General features: G+C 72.1%; 15 protein-coding genes and 1 tRNA gene. 13 read left to right on the top strand and 3 right to left on the bottom strand.

The features are described 5' to 3' along the window. Positions 1–918: 918 nt before the first annotated feature. The 9 genes from AXW62_RS01210 (at position 919) to AXW62_RS01170 (ending at position 17,051) form a co-directional block, all read left to right on the top strand. Positions 919–3,357, top strand: coding sequence for a sodium-translocating pyrophosphatase (locus AXW62_RS01210; protein ID WP_060942821.1), 2,439 nt, complete (start codon positions 919–921; stop codon positions 3,355–3,357). Positions 3,358–3,597: 240 nt separating this feature from the next. Beyond that, the gene (locus tag AXW62_RS01205; RefSeq protein ID WP_067076341.1) at positions 3,598–4,170 is read left to right on the top strand and encodes a small secreted protein; all 573 of its coding nucleotides are present in this window, start codon (positions 3,598–3,600) and stop codon (positions 4,168–4,170) included. A gap of 323 nt (positions 4,171–4,493) precedes the next feature. Beyond that, a complete protein-coding gene (locus AXW62_RS01200; protein WP_060942819.1) occupies positions 4,494–6,056 on the top strand; it encodes a DUF7059 domain-containing protein in 1,563 nt (520 codons plus the stop codon). A 504-nt stretch (positions 6,057–6,560) separates the two neighbouring features. Then, complete coding sequence (locus tag AXW62_RS01195; RefSeq protein WP_030838056.1) at positions 6,561–6,758, top strand: hypothetical protein; 198 nt, start codon at positions 6,561–6,563, stop codon at positions 6,756–6,758. A gap of 211 nt (positions 6,759–6,969) precedes the next feature. Beyond that, positions 6,970–9,831 carry a type I DNA topoisomerase gene (gene topA, locus AXW62_RS01190; protein ID WP_060942818.1) on the top strand — a complete coding sequence of 954 codons (2,862 nt, stop codon included), beginning with the start codon at positions 6,970–6,972 and terminating at the stop codon, positions 9,829–9,831. Between the two features lie 115 nt (positions 9,832–9,946). Continuing rightward, positions 9,947–13,402, top strand: a complete 3,456-nt coding sequence (tmk, locus tag AXW62_RS01185) for a dTMP kinase (protein ID WP_060942817.1) — start codon at positions 9,947–9,949, stop codon at positions 13,400–13,402. A gap of 466 nt (positions 13,403–13,868) precedes the next feature. Beyond that, on the top strand, positions 13,869–15,095 hold the full coding sequence (locus AXW62_RS01180; RefSeq protein WP_060942816.1) for a DNA polymerase III subunit delta': 1,227 nt from the start codon (positions 13,869–13,871) through the stop codon (positions 15,093–15,095). Positions 15,096–15,328: 233 nt separating this feature from the next. Beyond that, entirely contained in the window at positions 15,329–16,873 is a 1,545-nt protein-coding gene (locus tag AXW62_RS01175) for an alpha/beta hydrolase (protein WP_060942815.1), read from the top strand. Positions 16,874–16,977: 104 nt separating this feature from the next. Continuing rightward, positions 16,978–17,051 (top strand) — tRNA-Thr (locus AXW62_RS01170). Between the two features lie 143 nt (positions 17,052–17,194). On the opposite strand, the gene AXW62_RS01165 is transcribed toward AXW62_RS01170, so the two are convergent. Next, positions 17,195–18,124, bottom strand: coding sequence for a LysR family transcriptional regulator (locus AXW62_RS01165; RefSeq protein WP_060942814.1), 930 nt, complete (start codon positions 18,122–18,124; stop codon positions 17,195–17,197). A gap of 138 nt (positions 18,125–18,262) precedes the next feature. Next, on the bottom strand, positions 18,263–18,976 hold the full coding sequence (locus AXW62_RS01160; protein ID WP_252368461.1) for a DUF4232 domain-containing protein: 714 nt from the start codon (positions 18,974–18,976) through the stop codon (positions 18,263–18,265). Positions 18,977–19,325: 349 nt separating this feature from the next. Here AXW62_RS01160 and AXW62_RS01155 point away from each other — a divergent pair, with 349 nt between their 5' ends. Next, positions 19,326–20,246, top strand: coding sequence for an RNA polymerase sigma factor SigF (locus AXW62_RS01155; protein WP_242437953.1), 921 nt, complete (start codon positions 19,326–19,328; stop codon positions 20,244–20,246). 328 nt (positions 20,247–20,574) lie between these two features. Here the strand turns inward: AXW62_RS01155 and AXW62_RS01150 are convergent, their stop codons facing one another. Next, positions 20,575–20,742, bottom strand: coding sequence for a hypothetical protein (locus AXW62_RS01150; RefSeq protein ID WP_030838082.1), 168 nt, complete (start codon positions 20,740–20,742; stop codon positions 20,575–20,577). Between the two features lie 164 nt (positions 20,743–20,906). On the opposite strand from AXW62_RS01150, the gene AXW62_RS01145 reads away from it, so the two are divergent. Genes AXW62_RS01145 through AXW62_RS01135 form a run of 3 tightly spaced genes read left to right on the top strand, consistent with a single transcriptional unit; the run spans position 20,907 to position 22,636 of the window. Further along, positions 20,907–21,263 (top strand): PRC-barrel domain-containing protein, encoded by a 357-nt coding sequence (locus AXW62_RS01145; protein ID WP_030838085.1) that lies wholly within the window; start codon positions 20,907–20,909, stop codon positions 21,261–21,263. Positions 21,264–21,302: 39 nt separating this feature from the next. Next, positions 21,303–21,473, top strand: a complete 171-nt coding sequence (locus AXW62_RS44310) for a hypothetical protein (protein ID WP_169808102.1) — start codon at positions 21,303–21,305, stop codon at positions 21,471–21,473. Then, positions 21,470–22,636: a glycosyl hydrolase family 8 gene (locus AXW62_RS01135; RefSeq protein WP_060942813.1), complete on the top strand. Its 1,167-nt coding sequence runs from the start codon at positions 21,470–21,472 to the stop codon at positions 22,634–22,636. The genes AXW62_RS44310 and AXW62_RS01135 overlap by 4 nt, the downstream gene beginning before the upstream one ends. The last annotated feature ends 51 nt before the right edge of the window (positions 22,637–22,687 follow it).

Below are 22,687 nucleotides of genomic sequence, written 5' to 3'. Positions count from 1 at the left end.
TCGGGGCGGGGCTCGTGGGGTTCTGGCCGTATCGGGCTGGGACCCGTGGGGGTCTGGCGCATCGGGCTGGGGCCCCTGGTGCCCTAGCCGTATCGGGCTGGGGCCGTGGCGTGTTGGTGGGGTGGCTCCCTACTTGCCTGGCTCACCCGGCCGAGGCCTCTGCGTGCCCATCCGGCTGGGCCGAGCCTGCCGGCGTTCCCGTCCCATCGGGTCGGGGCCCTGTGTGCTGACCCCTCTGGACGAGCCGCTCGGCGTTCCCACGCCCTCGGGGCGAGGCCCGTGGTGCCTGGCTGTATGGGGCCGGGGCTGGTGTCCTGGCCCTGCCCTGTATGGGCCCGCGCTGGTCGGGGCGAGGGCCTTGGCGCGTTAGCCGTGCTGTCCGCCGGGGGACCTTGGTGACGGGCGACGCGCCGTAGAGGGGTGCCGAACGGGCCGGGCCCCGGCGTCTGGCCCCATCGGGCCGGGTTTCGCCGCGCGGGCCCTGGGCGTCGTCCCCCTCCCTGACGCGCCGGACCACCGGATCGGCCGTTTTGGCGATCGCCGGTTCGGCCGCCCGCTGCCCGTCACCTGCCCGTGAGCCCGTCGGCCGTAGGGGCGCGGCGCATCTCTCGACGCGCGCTTTTTCGATCTCTCACGTATGCTCTGAACAGCGCTTTTCATAGCGCCGTGAGATCATTTATATAGATCATTTGACATCCGTCAGTGAATTGTCGACCTTCCTTCTTCCGAAGGAATTCATACCGCCAAACATATTGATCTCCGCTGGTGCGGGCGAATTCCCATTCCGGTGCCCTGTTTTGATCGTGTGACGCTCCCTACAATCCGTCCACATCTCGAGCTCAGGACGCCTGAGCGTGGCGGCTCTTCTGCGGTCGCAGAACTGCTGCGCGCCCATGTGCCAAACGTCAAGGAGGACGAATGGCGGGGCCTCTCACCCCTCATCAGCTGGACCTCACCCCAACTCTGGCCGCGGCAGAGCTGACCGACAGCAACCGCGTGATCGTGCTGGTGATCGCCGGCGTCGCGGTCGCGGCACTCGCGGTCGCGGTGGTGCTGGTACGACAAGTCCTCGCGGCCGGCGAGGGCACGGACAGTATGAAGAAGATCGCCGAGGCGGTTCAGGAAGGCGCGAATGCCTATCTGGCCCGGCAGCTGCGCACCCTCGGCGGATTCGCCGTAGTGGTGTTCTTCCTGCTCATGCTGTTGCCGGCGGACGACTGGCCGCAGCGTATCGGGCGTTCGGCGTTCTTTCTGATCGGCGCGGGATTCTCGGCGGCCACCGGCTATATCGGGATGTGGCTCGCCGTGCGCAGCAATGTGCGCGTCGCCGCGGCCGCTCGTGAGGCCACCCCCGAAACCCCCGCCGCGCCCGTCAATGGTGATTCGGCTTCTTCCTCGCCCGGTAAGCCGGGGGTGGATCTCACCGCCGTCTCGCACAAGGCGATGAAGATCGCTTTCCGTACGGGTGGTGTGGTGGGCATGTTCACCGTGGGTCTCGGCCTGCTGGGTGCCTCCTGCGTGGTGCTGGTCTACGCGGCCGACGCGCCCAAGGTGCTGGAGGGCTTCGGGCTCGGCGCCGCGCTGATCGCGATGTTCATGAGGGTCGGCGGTGGCATCTTCACCAAGGCCGCCGACGTGGGCGCCGACCTCGTCGGCAAGGTCGAGAAGGGCATCCCCGAGGACGATCCGCGCAACGCCGCCACCATCGCGGACAACGTTGGCGACAACGTCGGCGACTGCGCGGGCATGGCCGCGGACCTGTTCGAGTCGTACGCCGTCACCCTGGTGGCCGCGCTGATCCTCGGCAAGGCGGCCTTCGGTGACTCCGGGCTCGTCTTTCCGCTGCTCGTCCCGGCCATCGGCGTGGTCACCGCCATGATCGGGATCTTCGCCGTGGCCCCGCGCCGCTCCGACCGCAGCGGGATGACCGCCATCAACCGCGGCTTCTTCATCTCCGCGCTGATCTCGATGGCGCTGGTGGCGGCCGCGGTCTTCATCTATCTGCCGTCCAGCTACGCCGATCTCAACGGCGTCACCGACCACGAGATCCTCGGCCACAGCGGTGACCCGCGCGTGCTCGCGCTCGTCGCCGTCGCCGTCGGCATCGTGCTGGCCGCGCTCATCCAGCAGCTCACGGGCTACTTCACCGAGACCACCCGGCGTCCCGTGCGGGACATCGGCAAGACCTCGCTGACCGGCCCGGCCACGGTGGTGCTCTCCGGTATCTCGGTCGGCCTGGAGTCCGCCGTCTACTCGGCGGCGCTGATCGGACTCAGCGTCTACGGCGCCTTCCTGCTCGGCGGCAGCTCGATCATGCTGGCGCTGTTCGCCGTCGCGCTCGCCGGTACCGGCCTGCTCACCACGGTCGGCGTGATCGTCGCCATGGACACCTTCGGCCCGGTCTCCGACAACGCCCAGGGCATCGCCGAGATGTCCGGCGATGTCGAGGGCGCCGGCGCGCAGGTGCTCACCGATCTCGACGCCGTGGGCAACACCACCAAGGCGATCACCAAGGGCATCGCCATCGCGACGGCGGTGCTCGCCGCGGCGGCGCTCTTCGGCTCGTACCGCGACGCGATCGCCGAGGCCGTGAAGAAGGTGCACACCTCCGTGGCCGGGGAGATGAACCTGAACCTGGACATCTCACAGCCCAACAACCTCGTGGGCCTCGTCCTCGGCGCCGCCGTCGTCTTCCTCTTCTCCGGGCTGGCGATCAACGCGGTGTCACGGTCGGCGGGCGCGGTGGTCTTCGAGGTGCGGCGGCAGTTCCGCGAGAAGCCCGGGATCATGGACTACAGCGAGAAGCCCGAGTACGGCCGGGTCGTCGACATCTGTACCAAGGACGCGCTGCGCGAACTGGCCACCCCGGGTCTGCTCGCCGTGATGGCGCCGATCGCCGTCGGCTTCACCTTCGGGGTCGGCGCGCTCGGGGCGTTCCTGGCGGGCGCGATCGGCACCGGCACCCTGATGGCCGTCTTCCTCGCCAACTCCGGCGGCGCCTGGGACAACGCCAAGAAACTGGTGGAGGACGGTCACCACGGCGGCAAGGGGAGCGAGGCGCATGCCGCGACGGTGATCGGCGACACGGTCGGCGATCCGTTCAAGGACACCGCCGGGCCCGCGATCAACCCGCTGCTGAAGGTGATGAACCTGGTGGCGCTGCTGATCGCTCCTGCGGTGGTGAAGTTCTCCTACGGGGACCACGCCAGCCCGGGGCTGCGCGCGGTCATCGCGGCGATCGCCGCCGTCGTCATCGTGGCCGCGGTCTACGTCTCCAAGCGACGCGGGATCGCCGTGGGTGACGAAGACAACTCCGAGCACGTGGCGAAGTCAGCCGACGCGGCGGTGGTGTCCTAGCCCGGGGGGAAGGGGTCACGGGGCCGGGGAGCCCTTGCGACATGCGGGCGGGCGGTGTGCGACGGCACATCGTCCGCCCGTCCCCCTGCCCACCGCGCGCCGTCCGCTCGATGAGGCCATGTCCACAACGAGCGGGGTGCAAACAATGCGATAAGGGTCCAAGTGGGGCGCTGGTTCGATGGGCTACGCCGGATGGACGTGTATGTTCCGGGGCCGAGAGCCATGGAAGGGACCAATCCGGTGAACAAGAAGCTTGTGGCTGCACTGTCCGGCGGTGCGGCACTCGTACTGGCGCTGACCGGCTGCGGGGGCGGTGACGGGGACGGGAAGGTCAACGACTGGGCCAAGTCGGTCTGTGACGAGGTGCAGCCCCAGCTGAAGAAGATCCAGGGCGCCAACACCGCGATCCAGGGTGCCGCCGACGAGCAGGACTCCAAGAAGCTTCAGCAGACCGACTCCGTCGCGTTCCAGGAGATCTCCGAGTCCTACGGGGCGCTGGCCAAGGCCGTGAAGAGCGCGGGCGCTCCGCCTGTGGACAACGGCGAGGAGACCCACAAGCAGGCGGTCAAGGAGCTCAACGCCACCTCGGCGGCGTACACGAAGCTGAAGACGGCCGTCGACAAGCTGGACACCTCGGACAAGTCCAAGTTCGCCCAGGGGCTCAAGGGCGTCGCCGACGATCTCGACAAGCTCAGCACGTCGGGTGACCAGGCCCTGCGGAAGTTGCAGGAGGGGAAGGTCGGCTCGGCGATGGCCAAGCAGCCCGGCTGCCAGAAGCCGAAGACGAGCGGCGGTGCCACGGCGCAGTCCTGACGGCGCGGTCCTAGCGGCGCAGTCCTAGCGGTGACACGGCGTGGTCCGCGCGGTCCTAGCGGCGCCCTCGCGGTCCTGGCTGCGCCGCCACGCGGTCCTGGTTGCGTCACCGCACGGGACGGGCGGCGCCGTCAGGCGGTCCTGGCGGCGTCGCCGCGCGGCACCGCGGGTCGTGACGGCCCCGCCCGGGGCCCCGCCGCCGGAGGTCCAACGCCCCCGTCCCACGCCCCCTTTGCCCTCGCGTCACCCGGACCGGCGCCGGCGGCGTCGTCCCGATGCGGGCTGTCGTCGCCACTGTCGGTGGTTGCCCCGACAATGGGGGCGTGAGTACGCACCAGCCTCCGTTCCGCCTCCCCGCCGCCGACCCTGAGCGCACCGTTCGCCTGCGCGAGGCGCTGTCGGCCGCCTCCTTCACCGCCGACGGCCTGCTGGACCTGCTCGGCGCGTCCGCCTATGCGGCCCTGGCGCGCGGGGAGACGGTTCCGGCGCTGCGGGCCTCCCGGGGCGAGAGCCCGCTGGAGACCCTGGTGCGGCTCTTCCTGTTGCAGCGCCCCGTGGCGTACGGGCGGGCGGCCGCGGCCCTGCCGGCCGAGGACTGCCTCGCCGACGGCTGGCTGGTGCGGGACGGCGACCAGGTGCGCGCGACCGTGGACGTGCGGCCTTACGGCGGGCCCGAGGGCCAGGACTGGTGGATCGTCTCCGATCTGGGCTGCGCGGTCGGCGGCGCGGGCGGGATCGGCGGTCCGGGCGGCGCCCGCGGCCGTGAGGACCGCTCCCGGCTCGTCCTCGGGGTCGGCGGGGCGTCCACCACGCTCGCCGGTCTCACCGTCCCCGCGCGGGTGGGCCGGGTCCTCGACCTCGGCACCGGCTCCGGCATCCAGGCGCTGCACGCGGGCCGCCACGCCACCCGTGTCACCGCCACGGACCGCAATCCGCGCGCCCTGGCCATCGCCAGGCTGACGCTCGCCCTGTCCGGGGCGCCGGAGCCGGATCTGCGCGAGGGATCGCTGTTCGAGCCGGTCCGGGACGAGACGTACGACCTGATCGTCTCCAACCCGCCCTTCGTGATCTCCCCCCGCTCGCCGGAGGGCAGCGAGCTGGTCTACCGGGAGGGCGGGATGTCCGGGGACGATCTGTGCAGCACCCTCGTCCAGCGGTCCGCCGGGCACCTCGCCGACGGCGGCTGGTGCCAGCTGCTCGCCAACTGGCAGCACATCGAGGGGGAGGACTGGCGCGAGCGGCTGGCCTCCTGGGTCCCGTCCGGCTGTGACGCCTGGATCGTGCAGCGCGAGGTGCAGGACGTCACCCAGTACGCCGAGCTGTGGCTGCGCGACGCGGGTGAGCACCTGGCCGGTCCCGAGGCGTACGCGGCGCGCTACGACGCCTGGCTGGACGAGTTCGAGGCGCGGGGGACCAAGGCCGTCGGCTTCGGCTGGATCACCCTGCGCAAGTCCGGCGCCGACCGGCCCTCGGTGATCGTGGAGGAGTGGCCCCACCCGGTCGAGCAGCCGTTGGGGGGCGAGGTCATGGCCCACTTCGACCGGCAGGACTTCCTGCGGACGCACGACGACGCGGCGCTGCTGACCGCCCGCTTCCAGCTGGCGGACGAGGTCGTCCAGGAGCAGGTGGGCCCGCCCGGGGCCGAGGATCCGGAGCATGTGGTGCTCAGGCAGCACCGGGGGATGCGGCGCGCGACGAAGGTGGACACGGTCGGGGCGGGCTTCGCGGGTGTGTGCGACGGCACACTGAGCGCGGGCCGGATCCTGGACGCCATCGCCCAGCTCCTCGGGGAGGACCCGGTGGTGCTGCGCGACCGCACGCCGCAGTCCATCCGGCTCCTGGTCGAGCAGGGGTTTCTGCGGCCGGTCGGCGACGAGGGCATATAGCGCCCGGCGCACCGGGCGAGGGCATACAGCGCCCGCTGCGTACCGGGCGAGGGCATATAGCGCCCGCTGCGTACCGGACGAGGGCGTACAGCGCCCGCTGCGTACCGGGCGTCCGGACTCCGCGCCGTGCTCGCGACGTCCGGCGTACCGGGCGTCCGGGCTCCGCCGTGCTCGCGACGTCCGGCGCGGCGGGCGTCCAGCGCCCGACGTACCCAGGCGTCGCGAGCACGGCGGGGTGTGTCGTAAGAGCTCCGTCAGAGCCCTGCTGGGGGGGGCGTGCGCCAGTGGTACACCGCGACACCCCGCGCCCCCGTTTGGCAGGAAGCTGTCGCAGGGGCGCGGCCGGGACCATCCGGGACGGGCGGGGTCCGGCCCCGTTCCCGGAGGCGGCGCGGGGCCGCCCCGGCGGGCGCCGGGGACGTGCCGACGGGGGCCGGACGGGGCGTCGCGCGCTGTTCACCCGGGGTTCGCGCCCACGCCTCCGACGCGTGCCACGCTCCCGCCATGGAGAGCGGACCTGCGATCTTCGCCGGAACGGCATTCGTGCTGTTCGGCTCCGCGCTGCTGCTGTGGACGGCGGTGCGCCTGAGGCTGCGTGCGCCGGTCGCGCACGGTGTGAGTCCCGTCGCTTTCGCGGCGCTCTCCCTGCTCTTCGGCACCGCCGCGCTGGGCGGCGGGATCTGGTGCCTGGGTTACGCCTGACAGGGCCTTCCGTCCTGCCGTGTGCCGGTCCGGGCGGCAGACAGGTCGGTTGTCGGGTTACCGTTCGAGTGGCGTTGCGGGCTTTTTCCGTTTGACACGGGGGCGGGATGTACCGTCACACTCCGCAGCGTCACCGTAGAGGGAGGCCGTGTAAGCGTTACCCACGCGGCACTGCCCGTTCACCGAGAGTCGACCGGAGAGAAGAGCCAAGTTGTCCCCGACCACCAGCGAGACCGCACAGGGCGGCCGCCGACTCGTCATCGTCGAGTCGCCTGCCAAGGCGAAGACGATCAAGGGCTACCTCGGCCCGGGATACGTGGTCGAGGCCAGCGTCGGGCACATCCGGGACCTGCCGAACGGTGCGGCCGAGGTTCCCGACAAGTACACCGGCGAGGTCCGGCGCCTCGGTGTGGACGTCGATCACGATTTCCAGCCCGTCTATGTGGTCAACTCGGACAAGAAGAGCCAGGTCAAGAAGCTCAAGGAACTGCTCGCCGACTCCGACGAGCTCTTCCTGGCCACCGATGAGGACCGCGAGGGCGAGGCCATCGCCTGGCACCTCCAGGAGGTCCTCAAGCCCAAGGTCCCGGTCCGCCGGATGGTCTTCCACGAGATCACCAAGGACGCCATCCGGGCCGCCGTGGCCAATCCGCGCGAGCTGAACCAGCGCCTGGTCGACGCCCAGGAGACCCGCCGCATCCTCGACCGCCTCTACGGCTACGAGGTGTCGCCGGTCCTGTGGAAGAAGGTCATGCGCGGCCTGTCCGCGGGCCGGGTCCAGTCGGTCGCCACCCGTCTCGTCGTCGAGCGCGAGCGCGAGCGCATCGCCTTCCGCTCCGCCGAGTACTGGGACCTCACCGGAACCTTCTCCCACCCGTCGCCCGCCGCGCTCAAGGGAGACGCCGGCGATCCCGGCACCTTCGGTGCCCGCCTTACCGCTGTCGACGGCCTGCGGGTCGCCCAGGGGCGTGATTTCACCTCGCTCGGGCAGCTCAAGGACGGCGTCAACGTCCTGCACCTGGACGAGGCGGGCGCCCGCTCGCTGGCCGCGGCCCTCGCCGACACCGCCTTCACGGTGCGCTCGGTCGAGTCCAAGCCGTACCGCCGCTCGCCGTACGCGCCGTTCCGCACCACGACCCTGCAGCAGGAGGCGAGCCGCAAGCTGGGCTTCGGCGCCAAGGCCACCATGCAGGTCGCGCAGAAGCTGTACGAGAACGGCTACATCACCTATATGCGTACGGACTCCACCATCCTGTCGGACACGGCGGTGGCGGCGGCCCGGGCGCAGGTCACCCAGCTCTACGGCGCCGACTACCTGCCGGACAAGCCGCGCACCTACGCGGGCAAGGTCAAGAACGCCCAGGAGGCGCACGAGGCCATCCGCCCCTCGGGCGACCGTTTCCGCACCCCGGCGGAGACCGGCCTCACCGGCGACCAGTTCCGGCTCTACGAGCTGATCTGGAAGCGGACCGTCGCCTCCCAGATGAAGGACGCGATCGGCAACTCGGTCACTGTCAAGATCGGCGGGCGGGCGAGCGACGGCCGGGACGCCGAGTTCTCCGCCTCCGGCAAGACGATCACCTTCCACGGCTTCATGAAGGCATACGTGGAGGGCGCCGACGACCCGAACGCCGAGCTCGACGACCGTGAGCGCAGGCTGCCGCAGGTCGCCGAGGGCGACCGGCTCACCGCCGAGGAGATCACCGCCGATGGCCACGCGACCAAGCCCCCGGCCCGCTACACCGAGGCGTCGCTGGTCAAGGAGCTCGAAGAGCGCGAGATCGGCCGCCCCTCGACCTACGCCACGATCCTGGGCACCATCCTCGACCGCGGCTACGTCTTCAAGAAGGGCACCGCGCTCGTGCCCTCCTTCCTGAGCTTCGCCGTGGTCAACCTGCTGGAGAAGCACTTCGGCCGGCTGGTCGACTACGACTTCACCGCCAAGATGGAGGACGACCTCGACCGCATCGCACGCGGCGAGGCCGAGGCCGTGCCGTGGCTCAAGCGCTTCTACTTCGGAGAAGGCGCGCAGGGCGGCGCCGCCGAGGCCGGGAACGGCGACGGCGACCACCTCGGCGGCCTCAAGGAGCTGGTCACCGACCTGGGCGCGATCGACGCCCGGGAGATCTCGTCCTTCCCCGTGGGCGACGGCATCGTGCTGCGCGTCGGCCGCTACGGCCCGTACGTCGAGCGCCCGGCCGAGGTCGAGGGCGGCACCGGCCGCCGTGCCGACGTCCCCGACGACCTGCCGCCGGACGAGCTCACCGTGGCGTATGCGGAGGAACTGCTCGCCAAGCCGAGCGGGGAGTTCGAGCTGGGCCCGGACCCCGAGACCGGACGCATGATCGTCGCCAAGGACGGCCGGTACGGCCCGTACGTCACCGAGGTGCTCCCCGAGGACACCCCCAAGAGCGGTAAGAACGCCATCAAGCCGCGCACGGCCTCCCTGCTGAAGTCGATGTCCCTGGACACGGTGACCCTGGAGGACGCGCTCAAGCTGATGTCGCTGCCGCGGGTGGTCGGCGTCGACCCCGAGGGCGTCGAGATCACCGCGCAGAACGGCCGCTACGGCCCGTACCTGAAGAAGGGCACGGACTCGCGGTCGCTGGAGACCGAGGAGCAGATCTTCACCATCACGCTCAAGGAGGCGCTGGCGATCTACGCGCAGCCCAAGCAGCGTGGGCGGGCAGCGGCCAAGCCGCCGCTGAAGGAGCTGGGCACCGACCCGGTCAGCGAGCGGCCCGTGGTGGTCAAGGACGGCCGTTTCGGCCCGTACGTCACGGACGGCGAGACCAACGCGACGCTGCGCCGCGACGACGACGTGGAGACCATCACGCCCGAGCGCGGCTATGAGCTGCTCGCCGAGAAGCGCGCCAAGGGGCCGGCCAAGAAGACCGCCAAGAAGGCGGCGGCGAAGAAGACCGCGGCCAAGAAGACGGCGGCGAAGAAGACCGCCGCCAAGAAGACCGCGGCCAAGAAGACGACCGCCAAGAAGACCGCCGCGAAGACCACTGCGAAGACCGCCGCCAAGAAGGCGACGGCGGCCAGGAAGTCGTCGGCGAACGCCGAGTAGGAAACGCGTAGGAAAGCGGAACGAGGCAGGAGCGATCCGCATGCCGTCCACGGCTCACCGCCCGTTTGTTCGGCCGGGGGGCCGTGGGTTCATGTGATCCGGATAGGCTGGCGGGATGACGCGAGAGCAGCCAACGGACGTGACACCCACTTCCGGCGCCCTTGCCGCGGACTCCCGCGAGCGGGCCGTACGAGCCCTGCTGCGCTATCCGCCCCTGCGACGGCTGTGGAGTGCCCAGCTCGTCGGCGGCGCCGGGGACGCGCTCGCCGTGCTGGTGCTGGTGGTGCTGACGCTGCAGGCGGCGATGGCCGCCGGCTCCTTCGGCGGCGGCTATCGCGGCGCGGCCTTCGCGGTCGCGGTGGTGCTGGGCGTACGGCTCTTCGCGACCGTGCTGTTCGGCGCGGTCCTCCTCGGACCGCTCGCCGCGCTCATCGGCCCCTCCGGTCCGCTGGACCGCCGCTGGACCATGGTCGGCGCGGACGGGCTGCGGCTGGTGCTGCTCCTCATCGCGCCGCTGTGGATCGACTGGGCCCCGGCCGACGCCGTCGCCTGGCTGCTCATCACCACCTTCGTCGTCGGCGTCGCGGAGCGCTTCTGGACCGTCGCCAAGGACGGCGCGGCCCCCTCGCTGCTCCCGGCGCCGCCCGCCGAGGGCGCCGCCGTGCGCCCGCTGCCGGACCACCTCGACGCGCTGCGCCGGCTCTCGCTCCGTACGAACTTCCTGACGCTGCCGATCGCCGCCGCCGGGCTGCTCGTCGTCACCCTCATCGGCAGGCTCCTGGGCACCGGCGTGGAGTGGTTCCACAACCACCAGGTCGCCCTCGGTTCGTACGTCGGCGCCGGACTCTTCGCCGCGTCGGTCTCGATCCTCGTCTTCCTCGAACTGCCCGGCGCCCAGACCAACCGCGCACGCTCCCCCCTGGAGGGGCTGCGCCGCCCCCGCGCCGCCTCCGGTACCGGCAGCGACAAGGGCCGCACCGGCGCCGTTCCGCTGCTGGTGCCGGCCTGCGCCGGGGTGGCGAGCGCGGTCGCCGCGGCCGTGGGCGTCGCGCCGCTGCAGGCCATGGACCTCGGCGGCGGGCCGGCCGGCTTCGCCCTCCTCGTCCTCGTCCTCACCGGCGGCCCCGCCCTGGGCATCCGCTGGGCCCCGAAGGTCCTCCCGGGGCTGTCGCGGCGCCGGCTGCTGGCACTGTCGGTCGCGCTGACCGGGCTCGCGCTGCTCACGGCGGGCCTGGTGCACGACACGACCACCGTCGTGCTGATCGCCCTGCTCGCGGGCGTGTCGGCCGGTATCGCCGCCAACACCGGCCACGCGCTCCTGGACCAGGAGTCCGAGGAGGCCCGCCGGCCCCGGATGACCGAGCACCTGCAGGCCGTCGTCCGCGTCAGCGTCGGGCTCGGCGCGGTCGTCGCGCCCCTGCTCGCCGCCGTCATCGGACCGCACCGGCTCGGCAGCGGCGACTTCGTCTTCGCCCACGGCGGCGCGGCCTTCACCCTGATGCTGGTGGGCGCGCTGCTGCTGCCCGTCGCCGCGCTGGTCCTGGGCCGCACCGACGACCGGCAGGGCGTGCCGCTGCGCCGGGATCTGCGCGAGGCGCTGCTCGGCGGGGGCGCGGCCGAGGCCCCGGCCGCCACCGGCTTCTTCATCGCCGTCGAGGGCGGCGACGGATCGGGCAAGTCCACGCAGGTGGAGGCGCTGGCCGAGTGGATCAGGGCCAAGGGCCACGAGGTCGTGGTGACCCGTGAGCCGGGCGCGACCGCGATCGGCAAGCGGCTCCGCTCGATCCTGCTCGACGTCTCGTCCGCCGGGATCTCGCACCGCGCCGAGGCGCTGCTGTACGCCGCGGACCGCGCGGAGCACGTCGACACCGTCGTCCGCCCGGCGCTGGAGCGCGGCGCGGTCGTCATCTCCGACCGCTACATCGACTCGTCCGTCGCCTACCAGGGCGCGGGGCGCGACCTGGCCGCGACCGAGATCGCCCGCATCTCGCGCTGGGCGACGAACGGTCTGGTGCCGCATCTGACGGTGCTGCTGGACGTCTCCCCGGAGACCGCCCGCGAGCGCTTCACCGAGGCCCCGGACCGGCTCGAGTCCGAGCCCGCCGAGTTCCACCAGCGCGTACGGGCCGGATTCCTGGCCCTCGCCGCCGCCGACCCGGCCCGCTACATCGTCGTCGACGCCGCACAGCTGCCGGAGGCGGTCACCTCCGTGGTGCGCCACCGCCTGGACCAGATGCTGCCGCTGTCCGAGGCGGAGGTGAAGGCCCAGGAGGAGGCCCGTAAGGCCGCCGAGGAGGAGGCCCGCCGCCGGGCCGAGGAAGAGGCCGCCCGTAAGGCCGAGGAGGAGCGGCTGGAGCGCGAGCGCCAGGCGGCGCTCGCCAAGGCGCGTGCCGAGGAGGAGGAGCGCAAGCGCCTCGAGCTGGAGGAGGCCCGCCGGCGCGAGGCCGAACGGCAGGCGGAGGCGGCCCGTCAGCGGGCCGAGGACGCGCGCCGCAGGGCCGAGGAGGAGCGCAAGCGCATCGAGGCCGAGGACCGCGCCCGCGCCGCCGAGGAGGAGCGGCGCCGCCTCCAGGAGGAGGCGGAGGCTCAGCGGCGGGCCGAGGCCGAGGCGCGCCGCCAGGAGGAGCAGCGCAAGGCCGAGGAGGCGCTGCTGCGGGCGGAGCAGGCACGGCTGGCGGCGGAGGCGGCGCCCTCCGGGGCCGACGCGCCGACCGTGGAGACCGAGTTCCCGGCCCCGCCGCAGCAGGACGCGGACGGGTCTCGGGACGCGGACGGGTACCGGGACACGGACGGGTCCCGGGGTGGGCATGACTCCCGGGACACGGACGGGTACCGGGACACGGACGGTTCCGGTTCCCATGGCGCTGACGGCTCCGGGGGCACCGGCGGCGCCCGGGACGCGGCGGGGCCCGCCGTCACGGACCCGGACGCGGCGGAGACGGTCCAGACGCCGCGGTTCGACCCGCGGACGGGGTTCGGTGGCGCGGACGTCTCCGGCCGTCCCGCCATGGGCCGCCCCGCCGCTGGGCCGGGCGCGGGTCCGGACGCGGACGAGACCGCGGTGCTGCCGCCCGTGCCGCCCCTGCCGCCCCAGAACGGCCCGGACGCCGACGAGACGGCGGTGCTGCCGCCCGTACGGCCCCAGGACCGCCCGGAAGGCGGTTCGGACCCCGAGGAGACGGCGGTCCTCCCCAAGCCGTCGGTCGAGCCGCCCACGAACGCGGCCGACGAGACGACCGTGCTGCCGCCCGTACGGGACGAGCGGTCCGCCGACCCGGCGGACCGGGTCCCGCCGTGGCTGTTCCGGCCGGACGAGGGCCAGGGGCAGGAGCACGGCCAGGGGAACGAGCGCACGCGCGAGATGCCGCAGTACGGCCAGGGCCAGGGTCAGGGCCAGGGGTATGGCCCCGGCCAGTGGCACGGTCAGGGCCAGGCGCAGGGCGGGGCGGAACCGCCGCGTCGGCGCCGCCGCCGTCCCGAGTGGGCGGAGGAGACCCCACTGGACGACCTCCCGTCGCTGGCCGACGAGCTGCTCGGCCCGCGGGACGACGAGGACGGCCGACGCCGCTGAGGACGGTCGGCGAGGCCGGGGACGGTCGGCGAGGCCGGGGACGGTCGGCGCCGGTCACCGGCTGGGCACCGGTGACCGGCGCCAGCCGTCGTCAGTGGAGAGCCATGGGCGGGGCATTCTGTGGTTGAGCGCCGTCGGCGGCTGAGGCCGAAGGCCGAGGGGCGGCGGTGGGCGCTGTCGGTGGCTGGGGCCTTGGCGGTGGGTGGGCGACGGCCCTGACGGTGAGCTGTTGGCGGTGGGTCGTTGGCGACCGGGCCCGGCGGTGGGCCGCTCACCGGGGCCGTTGGCGACCGGGTCGCTGTCGACCAGGTCCTGTCGGTGGGGCGCTCACCCGGGCCGCTCGCGGTGGGCCGCACACGGTGGGTCGTCGGCGGGCCGGGGCGGGGGTTGCCGTCGACGGCCGTGTCCGGCTGTCGGTGGGGTGGCCCACAATGGGATGCCGTAAGCACGAACGGCGGAGGCAGCCATGGCGGTATGGGACGACCTGGTCGGGCAGGACCGAGTAGCGGCCCAGCTGACGGCTGCTGCCCGGGATGCGGATGCCCTGGTCACGGCGGTGAGCGGGGCGGCCGGTGCCTCGGCCGAGGAGCCCATGGCGTCCTCGAAGATGACGCACGCCTGGCTGTTCACCGGCCCGCCCGGCTCCGGCCGGGCCACCGCCGCCCGCGCCTTCGCCGCCGCGTTGCAGTGCGTCAGTCCGGACCGGGCGCTCGGCGGCGTCCCGGGCTGTGGCTTCTGCGACGGCTGTCACACCGCCCTGATCGGCACCCACGCCGATGTGGAGGTGGTCCGGACGGACATGCTCACCATCGGCGTCAAGGAGACCCGGGACCTGGTCCGCCGTGCCCAGCTGTCACCCGCAGGCGGCCGGTGGCAGGTGATCGTCCTGGAGGACGCCGACCGCCTGACCGAGGGCGCGGGCAATGTCCTCCTCAAGGCCGTCGAGGAGCCCGCGCCGCGCACCGTATGGCTGCTGTGCGCGCCCTCGCTGGAGGACGTGCTGCCCACGATCCGCTCCCGCTGCCGCCTCCTCACCCTCCGTACGCCTTCGGTGGACGCCGTCGCGGACATCCTCGTCCGGCGTGACGGCGTCGATCCCGAGCTGGCCGCCTCCGCCGCCCGCGCCACCCAGGGCCATATCGGCCGTGCCCGGCGTCTGGCCACCGACGAGCGGGCCCGCGCCCGCCGCGCCGCCGTCCTGAAGCTCCCGCTGCGCGTCGACGACGTGGGCGGTTGCCTGAAGGCGGCGCAGGAGCTGATCGACGCGGCGGCGGAGGACGCCAAGCAGGTGGCGGAGGAGGTCGACGCCAAGGAGACCGAGGAGCTGCGCGCCGCCCTGGGCGCCGCCGCCGGTACGGGCGGGCGGCTGCCGCGCGGCACGGCCGGTGCCATGAAGGATCTCCAGGACCGGCAGAAGCGCCGCGCCACCCGCACCCAGAGGGACAGCCTCGACCTCGCGCTCACCGAGCTGACCGGCTTCTACCGGGATGTGCTGGCCCTCCAGCTCGGCTCCCAGGTCGCGCTCGCTAACACCGACGTGCGGGACGCGCTGGAGCGGATCGCGTCGGGTTCGAAGCCCGAGCGGACGCTGCGCCGGATAGAGGCGATCACGGCCTGCCGCCAGGCGCTGGACAGCAATGTGGCGCCCCTGCTGGCGGTCGAGGCGATGACCATGGCGCTGCGGGCCGGCTGAGTCACCCGGGGCGCGGGCCGGGTCTCACCCGTACGGGTTCCCTCCCGGGCGCATGGAGCGTGTCCGGGTGGATACCCTCCGTAAGGGGGCGAACCGGTCGTCTCTCCGGAAACCAGTGATCGAGCGATCCAGTGGTCCAGCGGTCCAGTGGCCCAGAGATCGAGCGATCCGGGGATCGGGGTGATCCGGCCGGCGCGATCCCGCGACTCGACCGCGAACCGAGGGATCAGCTCATGGACACCCGACCCAGCAGCCGCCCGCTCCGGACCTTCGGCGCCGCCCTCACGGCCGTCGCCCTGCTGTCCTCCGGCTGCTCCGCCGGCGCCTCCTCGCCGCCCGCCGCGTCCCTGTCGAAGAAGGCCGTCCCCGCCGCCCTCAAGCCGTACTACGAGCAGACGCTGAGCTGGCGCCCCTGCGGCGGCGCGGAATTCGAATGCGCCACGCTCAAAGCCCCGCTCGACTACGCCAGGCCCGGCACCGGCCGGGACCTGAGCCTCGCGGTCTCCCGCAAGAAGGCGACCGGTCCGGGGCGCCGCATCGGTTCGCTGCTGGTGAACCCCGGCGGCCCCGGCGGCTCCGCGGTCGGCTACCTCCAGAGCTTCGCGGCCGTGGGCTACCCGGCCCAGGTGCGCGCCCGCTACGACATGGTGGCGATGGACCCGCGCGGCGTGGCCGGCAGCGAGCCCGTCACCTGTCTGAGCGACAAGCAGATGGACGCCTTCACCCAGACCGACCAGACGCCCGACGCCCCCGGTGAGACCGATCGCCTCGTCGCCGCCTACAAGAAGTTCGCCCGCGGCTGCGCGGACCGCTCCGGGCGGATCCTCGGCCATGTCTCGACGGTCGAGGCGGCCCGCGACATGGATGTGCTGCGCGCCGCGCTGGGCGACCGGAAGCTCCACTACGTCGGCGCCTCCTACGGCACCTTCCTCGGCGCGACCTATGCCGACCTCTACCCCCACCGCGTCGGCCGGCTGGTCCTGGACGGTGCGCTCGATCCGGCGCTGTCCTCCCGGCGCATCAACCGCGACCAGACCGCCGGTTTCGAAACCGCCTTCACCGCCTTCGCCAAGGACTGCGTGCGCCGCACCGGCTGTCCCCTCGGCACCCGCTCCGTGGCCGACGCCCGCGACCGGCTCGCCGCCTTCTTCACCCGCCTCGACTCCCACCCGGTCCGCACCGGCGAATCCCGGGCGCTGGGCGAGCCCCTCGCCACCATGGGCGTGATCTCCGCCATGTACGACGAGGCCGCCTGGCCCCAGCTGCGCACCGCCCTCCGCTCCGCGATGCGCGGTCAGGGCGGCGGTCTGCTCAGCCTCGCCGACCTGTACTACGAGCGCGACACCGACGGCTCGTACGCCAACCTCATGTACGCCAACCCCGCCGTCAATTGCCTCGACCTGCCACCTGCCTTCCGCACCCCCGCCGAGGTCAGGAAGTCCCTCCCCGCCTTCAAGAAGGCATCCCCCGTCTTCGGTGAGACCCTGGCCTGGGCCGCCTTGAACTGCGCCTACTGGCCCGTCCGCCCCACCGGCACCCCCCGCCCCCTGCACGCCAAGGGCGCCGCCCCCATCGTCGTCGTCGGCACCACCCGAGACCCCGCCACCCCCTACCCCTGGGCCCGCTCCCTCGCCGCCCAGCTCTCCTCCGCCACCCTCCTCACCTACGACGGCGACGGCCATACCGCCTACGGCCGGGGAAGCCGCTGCATCGACGACGCGATCAACACCTACCTCCTCACCGGCCGCCCACCCGCCCCCCGCACCCGCTGCCGCTGACCAGCCCGGCGCCCCGCCCCGGCCCCACCGGGCCCCGTACGGAGCACCCCTCGAAACTGTGTAGACTTGGCGACGCTGCTGCAGCCCATCCGGCTCTGCGGCATGCCGCCTTAGCTCAGTCGGCCAGAGCGACGCACTCGTAATGCGTAGGTCAAGGGTTCGATTCCCTTAGGCGGCTCCGATGGAGGCCCGGGTCAACGACATTCGGTCGAGGACCTGGGCCTTTTCCGTGCCGGGCCCTTTTGCGTGGGCTCTTCCCGTGGGCTCTTTTCGTGCGTCCTTTCGTTGGCCGTTGGTTGTTCTGCCCGTGGGTTCCGCGGCCTACGGGGTCGTGGTCCGGTGTGGGGTGCGCTCCGCCGGTGGCCACTGGGCCAGGGCCGCGGCGGCCAGGTGGTCGCGGAACCAGCGGTGGGCCGGGTCGGCCGAGTTGCGGGGGTGCCAGGCCATGCCGATCTCGATGGACGCCATGTCGAGGGGGAGGGGGAAGGTGCGCAGGCCCAGTGCGGAGATGGTGGCGGGGAGCCAGTCCGCCAGGGTGAGCGCGACGAGGTCGGTGTCCCGGGCGAGCATCATCGCGCTCGTGTGGCCGGGTACGACGACCGCGATGCGGCGACGCAGTCCGAGTTCCGCGAGCGCGGTGTCGATGGGGCCGAGGCGTTTGCCGTGCCGGGAGACGCCGATGTGGTCGGCCGCGGCGAAACGGCGGGCGTCGATCGGTCCGTCGAAGAGGGGGTGATCGCACCGGGCGATGCCGACCATCGTGGTCCTGGTGAGCTGTTGGGTTCGGATCTCCGGGTCCAGGTGTCCCAGGACGCCGAGTTCGACGTCCACCCAGCCCTGCCGCAGCGCGGGGCCGCCCTCCACCGAGTCCGGCAGGAAGACCACGTCCACCGTGGGGGCCTCCGTATGGATCCGGTCGGTCAGGGCTCCGGCCAGTCCCACCAGGAGCAGGTCGGCGGCCTGCACGGTGAAGGTGCGCTGGAGGTGTGCGGCGTCGAAACCGGCCTTGGGCCGCAGGATGTTGTCGCAACCGCGCAGCAACGCGCTCACCTCCTCCCGCAGTTCCAGGGCGCGCGGGGTCGGGACCATCTCCTGCCCGGCGCGGACCAGCAGCGGGTCACCGACGGCACGGCGGAGCCGGGCCAGGTTACGGCTGGCCGCCGCGGGTGAGGTACCGAGTCGCTCCGCGGCGCGGGTCACGCTGTTCTCCTGGAGCAGGGCGTCCAGGGCACGCAGCAGATTGAGATCCATCGATGCTCCTGAGCCGCGGGATTACGGTCTGCTCGGTGATCGATCGATATTTTCGCACCGGTGTGGTGTGGGCATGAGGAGAGCCCCGGCTCGGACCGTGTCCGAGCCGGGGCTCTCCTCATGGGGTCAGCTGTGGGGTCAGCTGTTGATGGGGGGCTTGGAGGACCAGGCGGTCAGCGACAGGGTGCCGTTGTCGAGGTCCTGGTCGAAGGCGACGGTGCTGTGGGAGTTGCTGCCCGTCGGGGAGATCTGCAGGTACTTCGCGTGGGCGGTCGAGGCGCCGGTGGTGGTCCACACCAGGTCGGCCCAGGCGCTCTTGCCCGGTCCGAGGGTGATCGGGTGGGCGCCCGGGTCGGTGGCGAAGTAGGTGTCGCCGTGCCGGGCGGTGGTCTTGATGGCGGTGTGGCCTGCGCCCTCCAGCGCCACCCCGGCGTAGCCGCTGATCACGCAGGTCTCCTGGCCGGTGTTGGTCACCCGCAGGAACGTGCCCCGGTGGTTCATCTCCGCCTGGGAGGTACCGGCCGAGTCCAGCTTCGCCTTTAGCGTGCCCGGCTGGCATTCGGCGGTCGCCTGTGCGGTGCCCGCCGCCGAGTTGCTCAGGGTCGTCGACTGCTTGCCCGCCTGGCTGTGGATCGTGGTGTCGTCCGACGTCGACGACGTCACGGAGGACGACGCGGCCGAGGTGCTCCCCTTGGCGTCGGACGAGGAGTCGCTGCTCCCGCAGGCGGTGAGGGCGACCGCCGAGGCCGCGGCGATCAGCGCGGCCACACCGGCCTTCTGGACGCGGCGGTTACGGATGCGGTGGGACATGACGACCCCCAGGGGATGTCGGTACGGACGGTTCCTGCTCACGCACCTCCATGGTGTCGGCCGCCGCTGGCGTTCTTTTAACGTCCGCTGCCGAACCGCTAACGCTGGGCTAACGACCCGTCATGTCTGTGCGGCGCGTGGGCGGCCGACGTCGGCGGCTGTGTGTCCGCGGGCGTACTGCCGGTCACGGCGGGGTGTTCCGGCGATGTGGTGGGGCTCACGCGGAGGCGACCGTTTTCGGGGCCGTGCTGACGGAGTCGTCCCTCGTCGGAGGCATGGCGGCCGTCGCCGGCCCGCCCCGTGCCCGAAGAAAAGAGGCATGGCGGTTTGGAAGCTGGGTAGACGGCACCCCAATCAGCCTATGCATGCAGCCGATACAGGGAGTGCGACGGTGAACTACACGGCACCCGTGGTGACGTCGAAGCTGACAGCAGCCGAAGCTGAGCACGCACATGTGGTACGGACAAGCGGCCTTGAACCAGAGGAGGTTGAGACCACCGGAGCCACCGGTCTGCCCACGGTGGACGATCCGGCGAAGGTGGCGCCCAAGGACGCGCGGGCGCTGACCAAGACGTTCCTGGACCGGCTGACGGAGCTGGAGGAGGGCACGCACGAGTACCAGTACGTGCGGAACACCCTCATCGAGCTCAACCTGTCGCTGGTCCGGTACGCCGCCCGGCGGTTCCACAACCGCGCGGTGGAGATGGAGGACATCGTCCAGGTCGGCACCATCGGGCTGATCAAGGCGATCGACCGGTTCGACCTGAGCCGTGAGGTGGAGTTCACGACCTTCGCCGTTCCGTACATCGTCGGCGAGATCAAGCGGTTCTTCCGCGACACCAGCTGGGCGGTGCATGTCCCCCGCCGGCTGCAGGAGCTGCGGATCGACCTCGCCAAGGCGAACGAGGAGCTGTTCCAGCGGCTGGACCGGTCGCCCACCACGGCCGAACTCGCGGAGCACCTGCGGCTGACCGAGGACGAGGTCATCGACGGGCTGGTGGCCAGCAACGGCTACCTCACCACCTCGCTGGACGCGCCCGCCGACCAGGAGAGCGGGGCCACTCGCGTGACCACCTACGCGGACCGGTTCGGCGACGTTGACCCCGCCATGGAGGCCGTGGAGAACCTCCAGGCGCTCAAGCCGCTGGTGGAACAGCTCGGTGAACGGGACCGCCGCATTCTGCAGCTGCGGTTCGGCGAGGAGATGACGCAGTCGGAGATCGGCGCCGAGCTCGGCGTATCCCAGATGCATGTCTCCCGGCTGCTCAGCCGCGCGCTCGGCCGACTGCGGCGCGGCATGCTCGCCGAGTAGGAGGACGTGTGAGCCGAGGAGCCGCGTTTCGCGGCGGCGCGTGTTTCGCGTGTTTAGCGCGGTTCGCGTTTTTCGGGTTGTCGGGTCGTCGTGCTGGTCGTGTACTCGCGTAGCCGCCTGGCCGTGGCCGCCTGGTCGTGGCCGCTTGGCCGTAGTCGCCTGGTCGTAGCCGCTCAGGCACGTAAAGGTCCGTCGGCCGGTGTCGGCTGGTCGGCCGTATCGATGAGCACAACCGCATGATCACAACCGAACACAGACGAAGGGGCCCGGCCGGAGATCTCTCCGGCCGGGCCCCTTCGTCTCTGTTTTGCTCCGTGTCGTCTCCGGGCTACCAGCGGTACCACCGACCACGACGGCCGCTGACGGTCGGGCGGACCAGGAAGCCCAGCAGCCAGACGACGAGCACGATGACCGCGATCCACCACAGCGCCTTGAGGGCGAACCCGGCGCCGAAGAGCAGCAATGCGAGTAGAAGAACGACCAGCAGGGGAACCATGAATACCAACCTCCTCGCCGACGCGAGTACCCCTTCCGGAATGTGGCACACCTGATCAATTCGGTTTCCGTCGAACACTCCGTTACTCCCGGTGGACGGGTGGCGTGGCGGCCCACGGTGAGCGGAGGCAGGCTGGAAGGGCAGAGGTCAGAGGGTGATACGTCATGATCCAGCCAGCCGATATCCGTGAGTGGCGCGACCAGGATGTCGTCGATGAGCAGGGCCGCAAGATCGGGGTGCTCGAGGCGATCTACGTGGCCACGGCCACCGACGAACCCGCCATGGCCACGGTCCGCACCGGTCTGCCCACCCGCCACCGTCTGGTGTTCGTCCCCGTGGACGACGCGGTGGTCGGGCCGGGCTATGTGAAGGTCTCCTACGCACGGGCGCAGGTGAAGAAGGCGCCCTCGCTCGGCATGGACGACGTGCTGCCCGCCGAGCAGGAGGGGGCGATCTTCCAGCACTACGGGAAGACGTACCAGTCGGGTCCGGGCGGCGGGCGGCAGCTCGCGCGCCGCTGATGGCCGAGGACGCTTGACGCTCGAGGAGAGGTGTCGGCCGTGGCGCTCTTCCTGTTCCTGGTGATCGTGGCCATCGTGCTCGGCCTCATCGGCTGGGTGGTGCACGGACTGGGCTATCTGCTGATCATCGGTGCGGTGGTGCTGGTGGTCGACATCGTCCTCGGCGGGGTGCGCATGGTGCGCAGATCCCGGCGGCGCCGGATCCGATGAGGCGGGCCGGGGTCCCCTTCGGGGAGCACTCCGTCCGCTACGCCCCCGGTGCGCTCCGGCCCTCCGGCGACCCGGCGGCGGCCGACCGGCAGGTGCTGGAGCACTACCGGCGGTGGAAGGCGTTCTTCCTCCGGTCGGGCGACGAGGTGGGCGGCCGGGGCCGGTGCGCGGTGTTCACCCCCGACGCGGCGCATCCCTTCGTGGCCGAGGCGCAGGGCTACGGACTGGTGATCACCGCGCTGATGGCAGGTGCCGACCCCGATGCCCAGGACATCTTCGACGGCATCCTCCGGCATGTCCTGGCCCACCCCTCCGTCAACCATCCCGAGCTGCACGCCGCCCAGCAGGACGCCAGGGGCCGGGACGCCGGGGGAGGGGACTCCGCGACCGACGGCGACCTCGACATCGCGTACGGGCTGCTGCTCGCGGACCGGCAGTGGGACGGCGGCGGTTACAAGGCCCTCGCGGTGCGGCGGATCGACGCCGTCCTGGAGAGCGAGGTGCACCGCGGCACCCGGCTGACCAAGCTCGGCGACTGGTCCTCCGGCCGCTATGACGAGGTCTCCCGTACCTCGGACTGGATGCCGGACCACTTCCGGGCGTTCCGGGCGGCGACGGGCGATCCGAGGTGGGACGAGGTGCTGGACGCGCATCTGTCGCTGGCCGGAGTGGTGCGCACCCGCCATGCCCCCGCCACCGGGCTGCTCCCCGACTTCGTCGTCGGCACCACCTCCGGCGATCCGAGGCCCGCACCGGGGAAGGTCCTGGAGGGCCCGCATGACGGCGACTACCACTGGAACGCCTGCCGCGACCCCTGGCGGCTCGGCGCGGACGCGGTGACCAGCGGCGACGCGCGGACCTGGGCGGCGGCGCGCGGGCTCAGCCGCTGGGCGCGGGCGGCGACGGGCGGAGATCCGGCGGAGATCCGGAACGGATACCAGCTCGACGGCACGGCCTACGGGGACCCCGGCTCACCCGCCTTCTTCGCGCCCTTCGCGGTCGCCGCGATGACGGAGGGCGAGGGGGACGAGGGGGCGCAGGGCTGGCTGGACGCGCTGTGGGCGCGGATGTGCGGCTCCCCGCCCGACCCGGCCCGCGCCTATGCGGCGGGGGTGCAGCTCCAGTCGATGCTGGTGGTCAGCCACAACTACTGGGTGCCGTAGGGATGGGTGCTTGGTGTGTCGGGTCGCCCGGCGCGCCCGGGCGCCCGACCC

Origin of the sequence: Streptomyces hygroscopicus subsp. hygroscopicus (assembly GCF_001553455.1) — a bacterium.
GTDB lineage: Bacteria > Actinomycetota > Actinomycetes > Streptomycetales > Streptomycetaceae > Streptomyces > Streptomyces hygroscopicus.
This window is presented reverse-complemented; position numbering and strand designations above follow the sequence as displayed.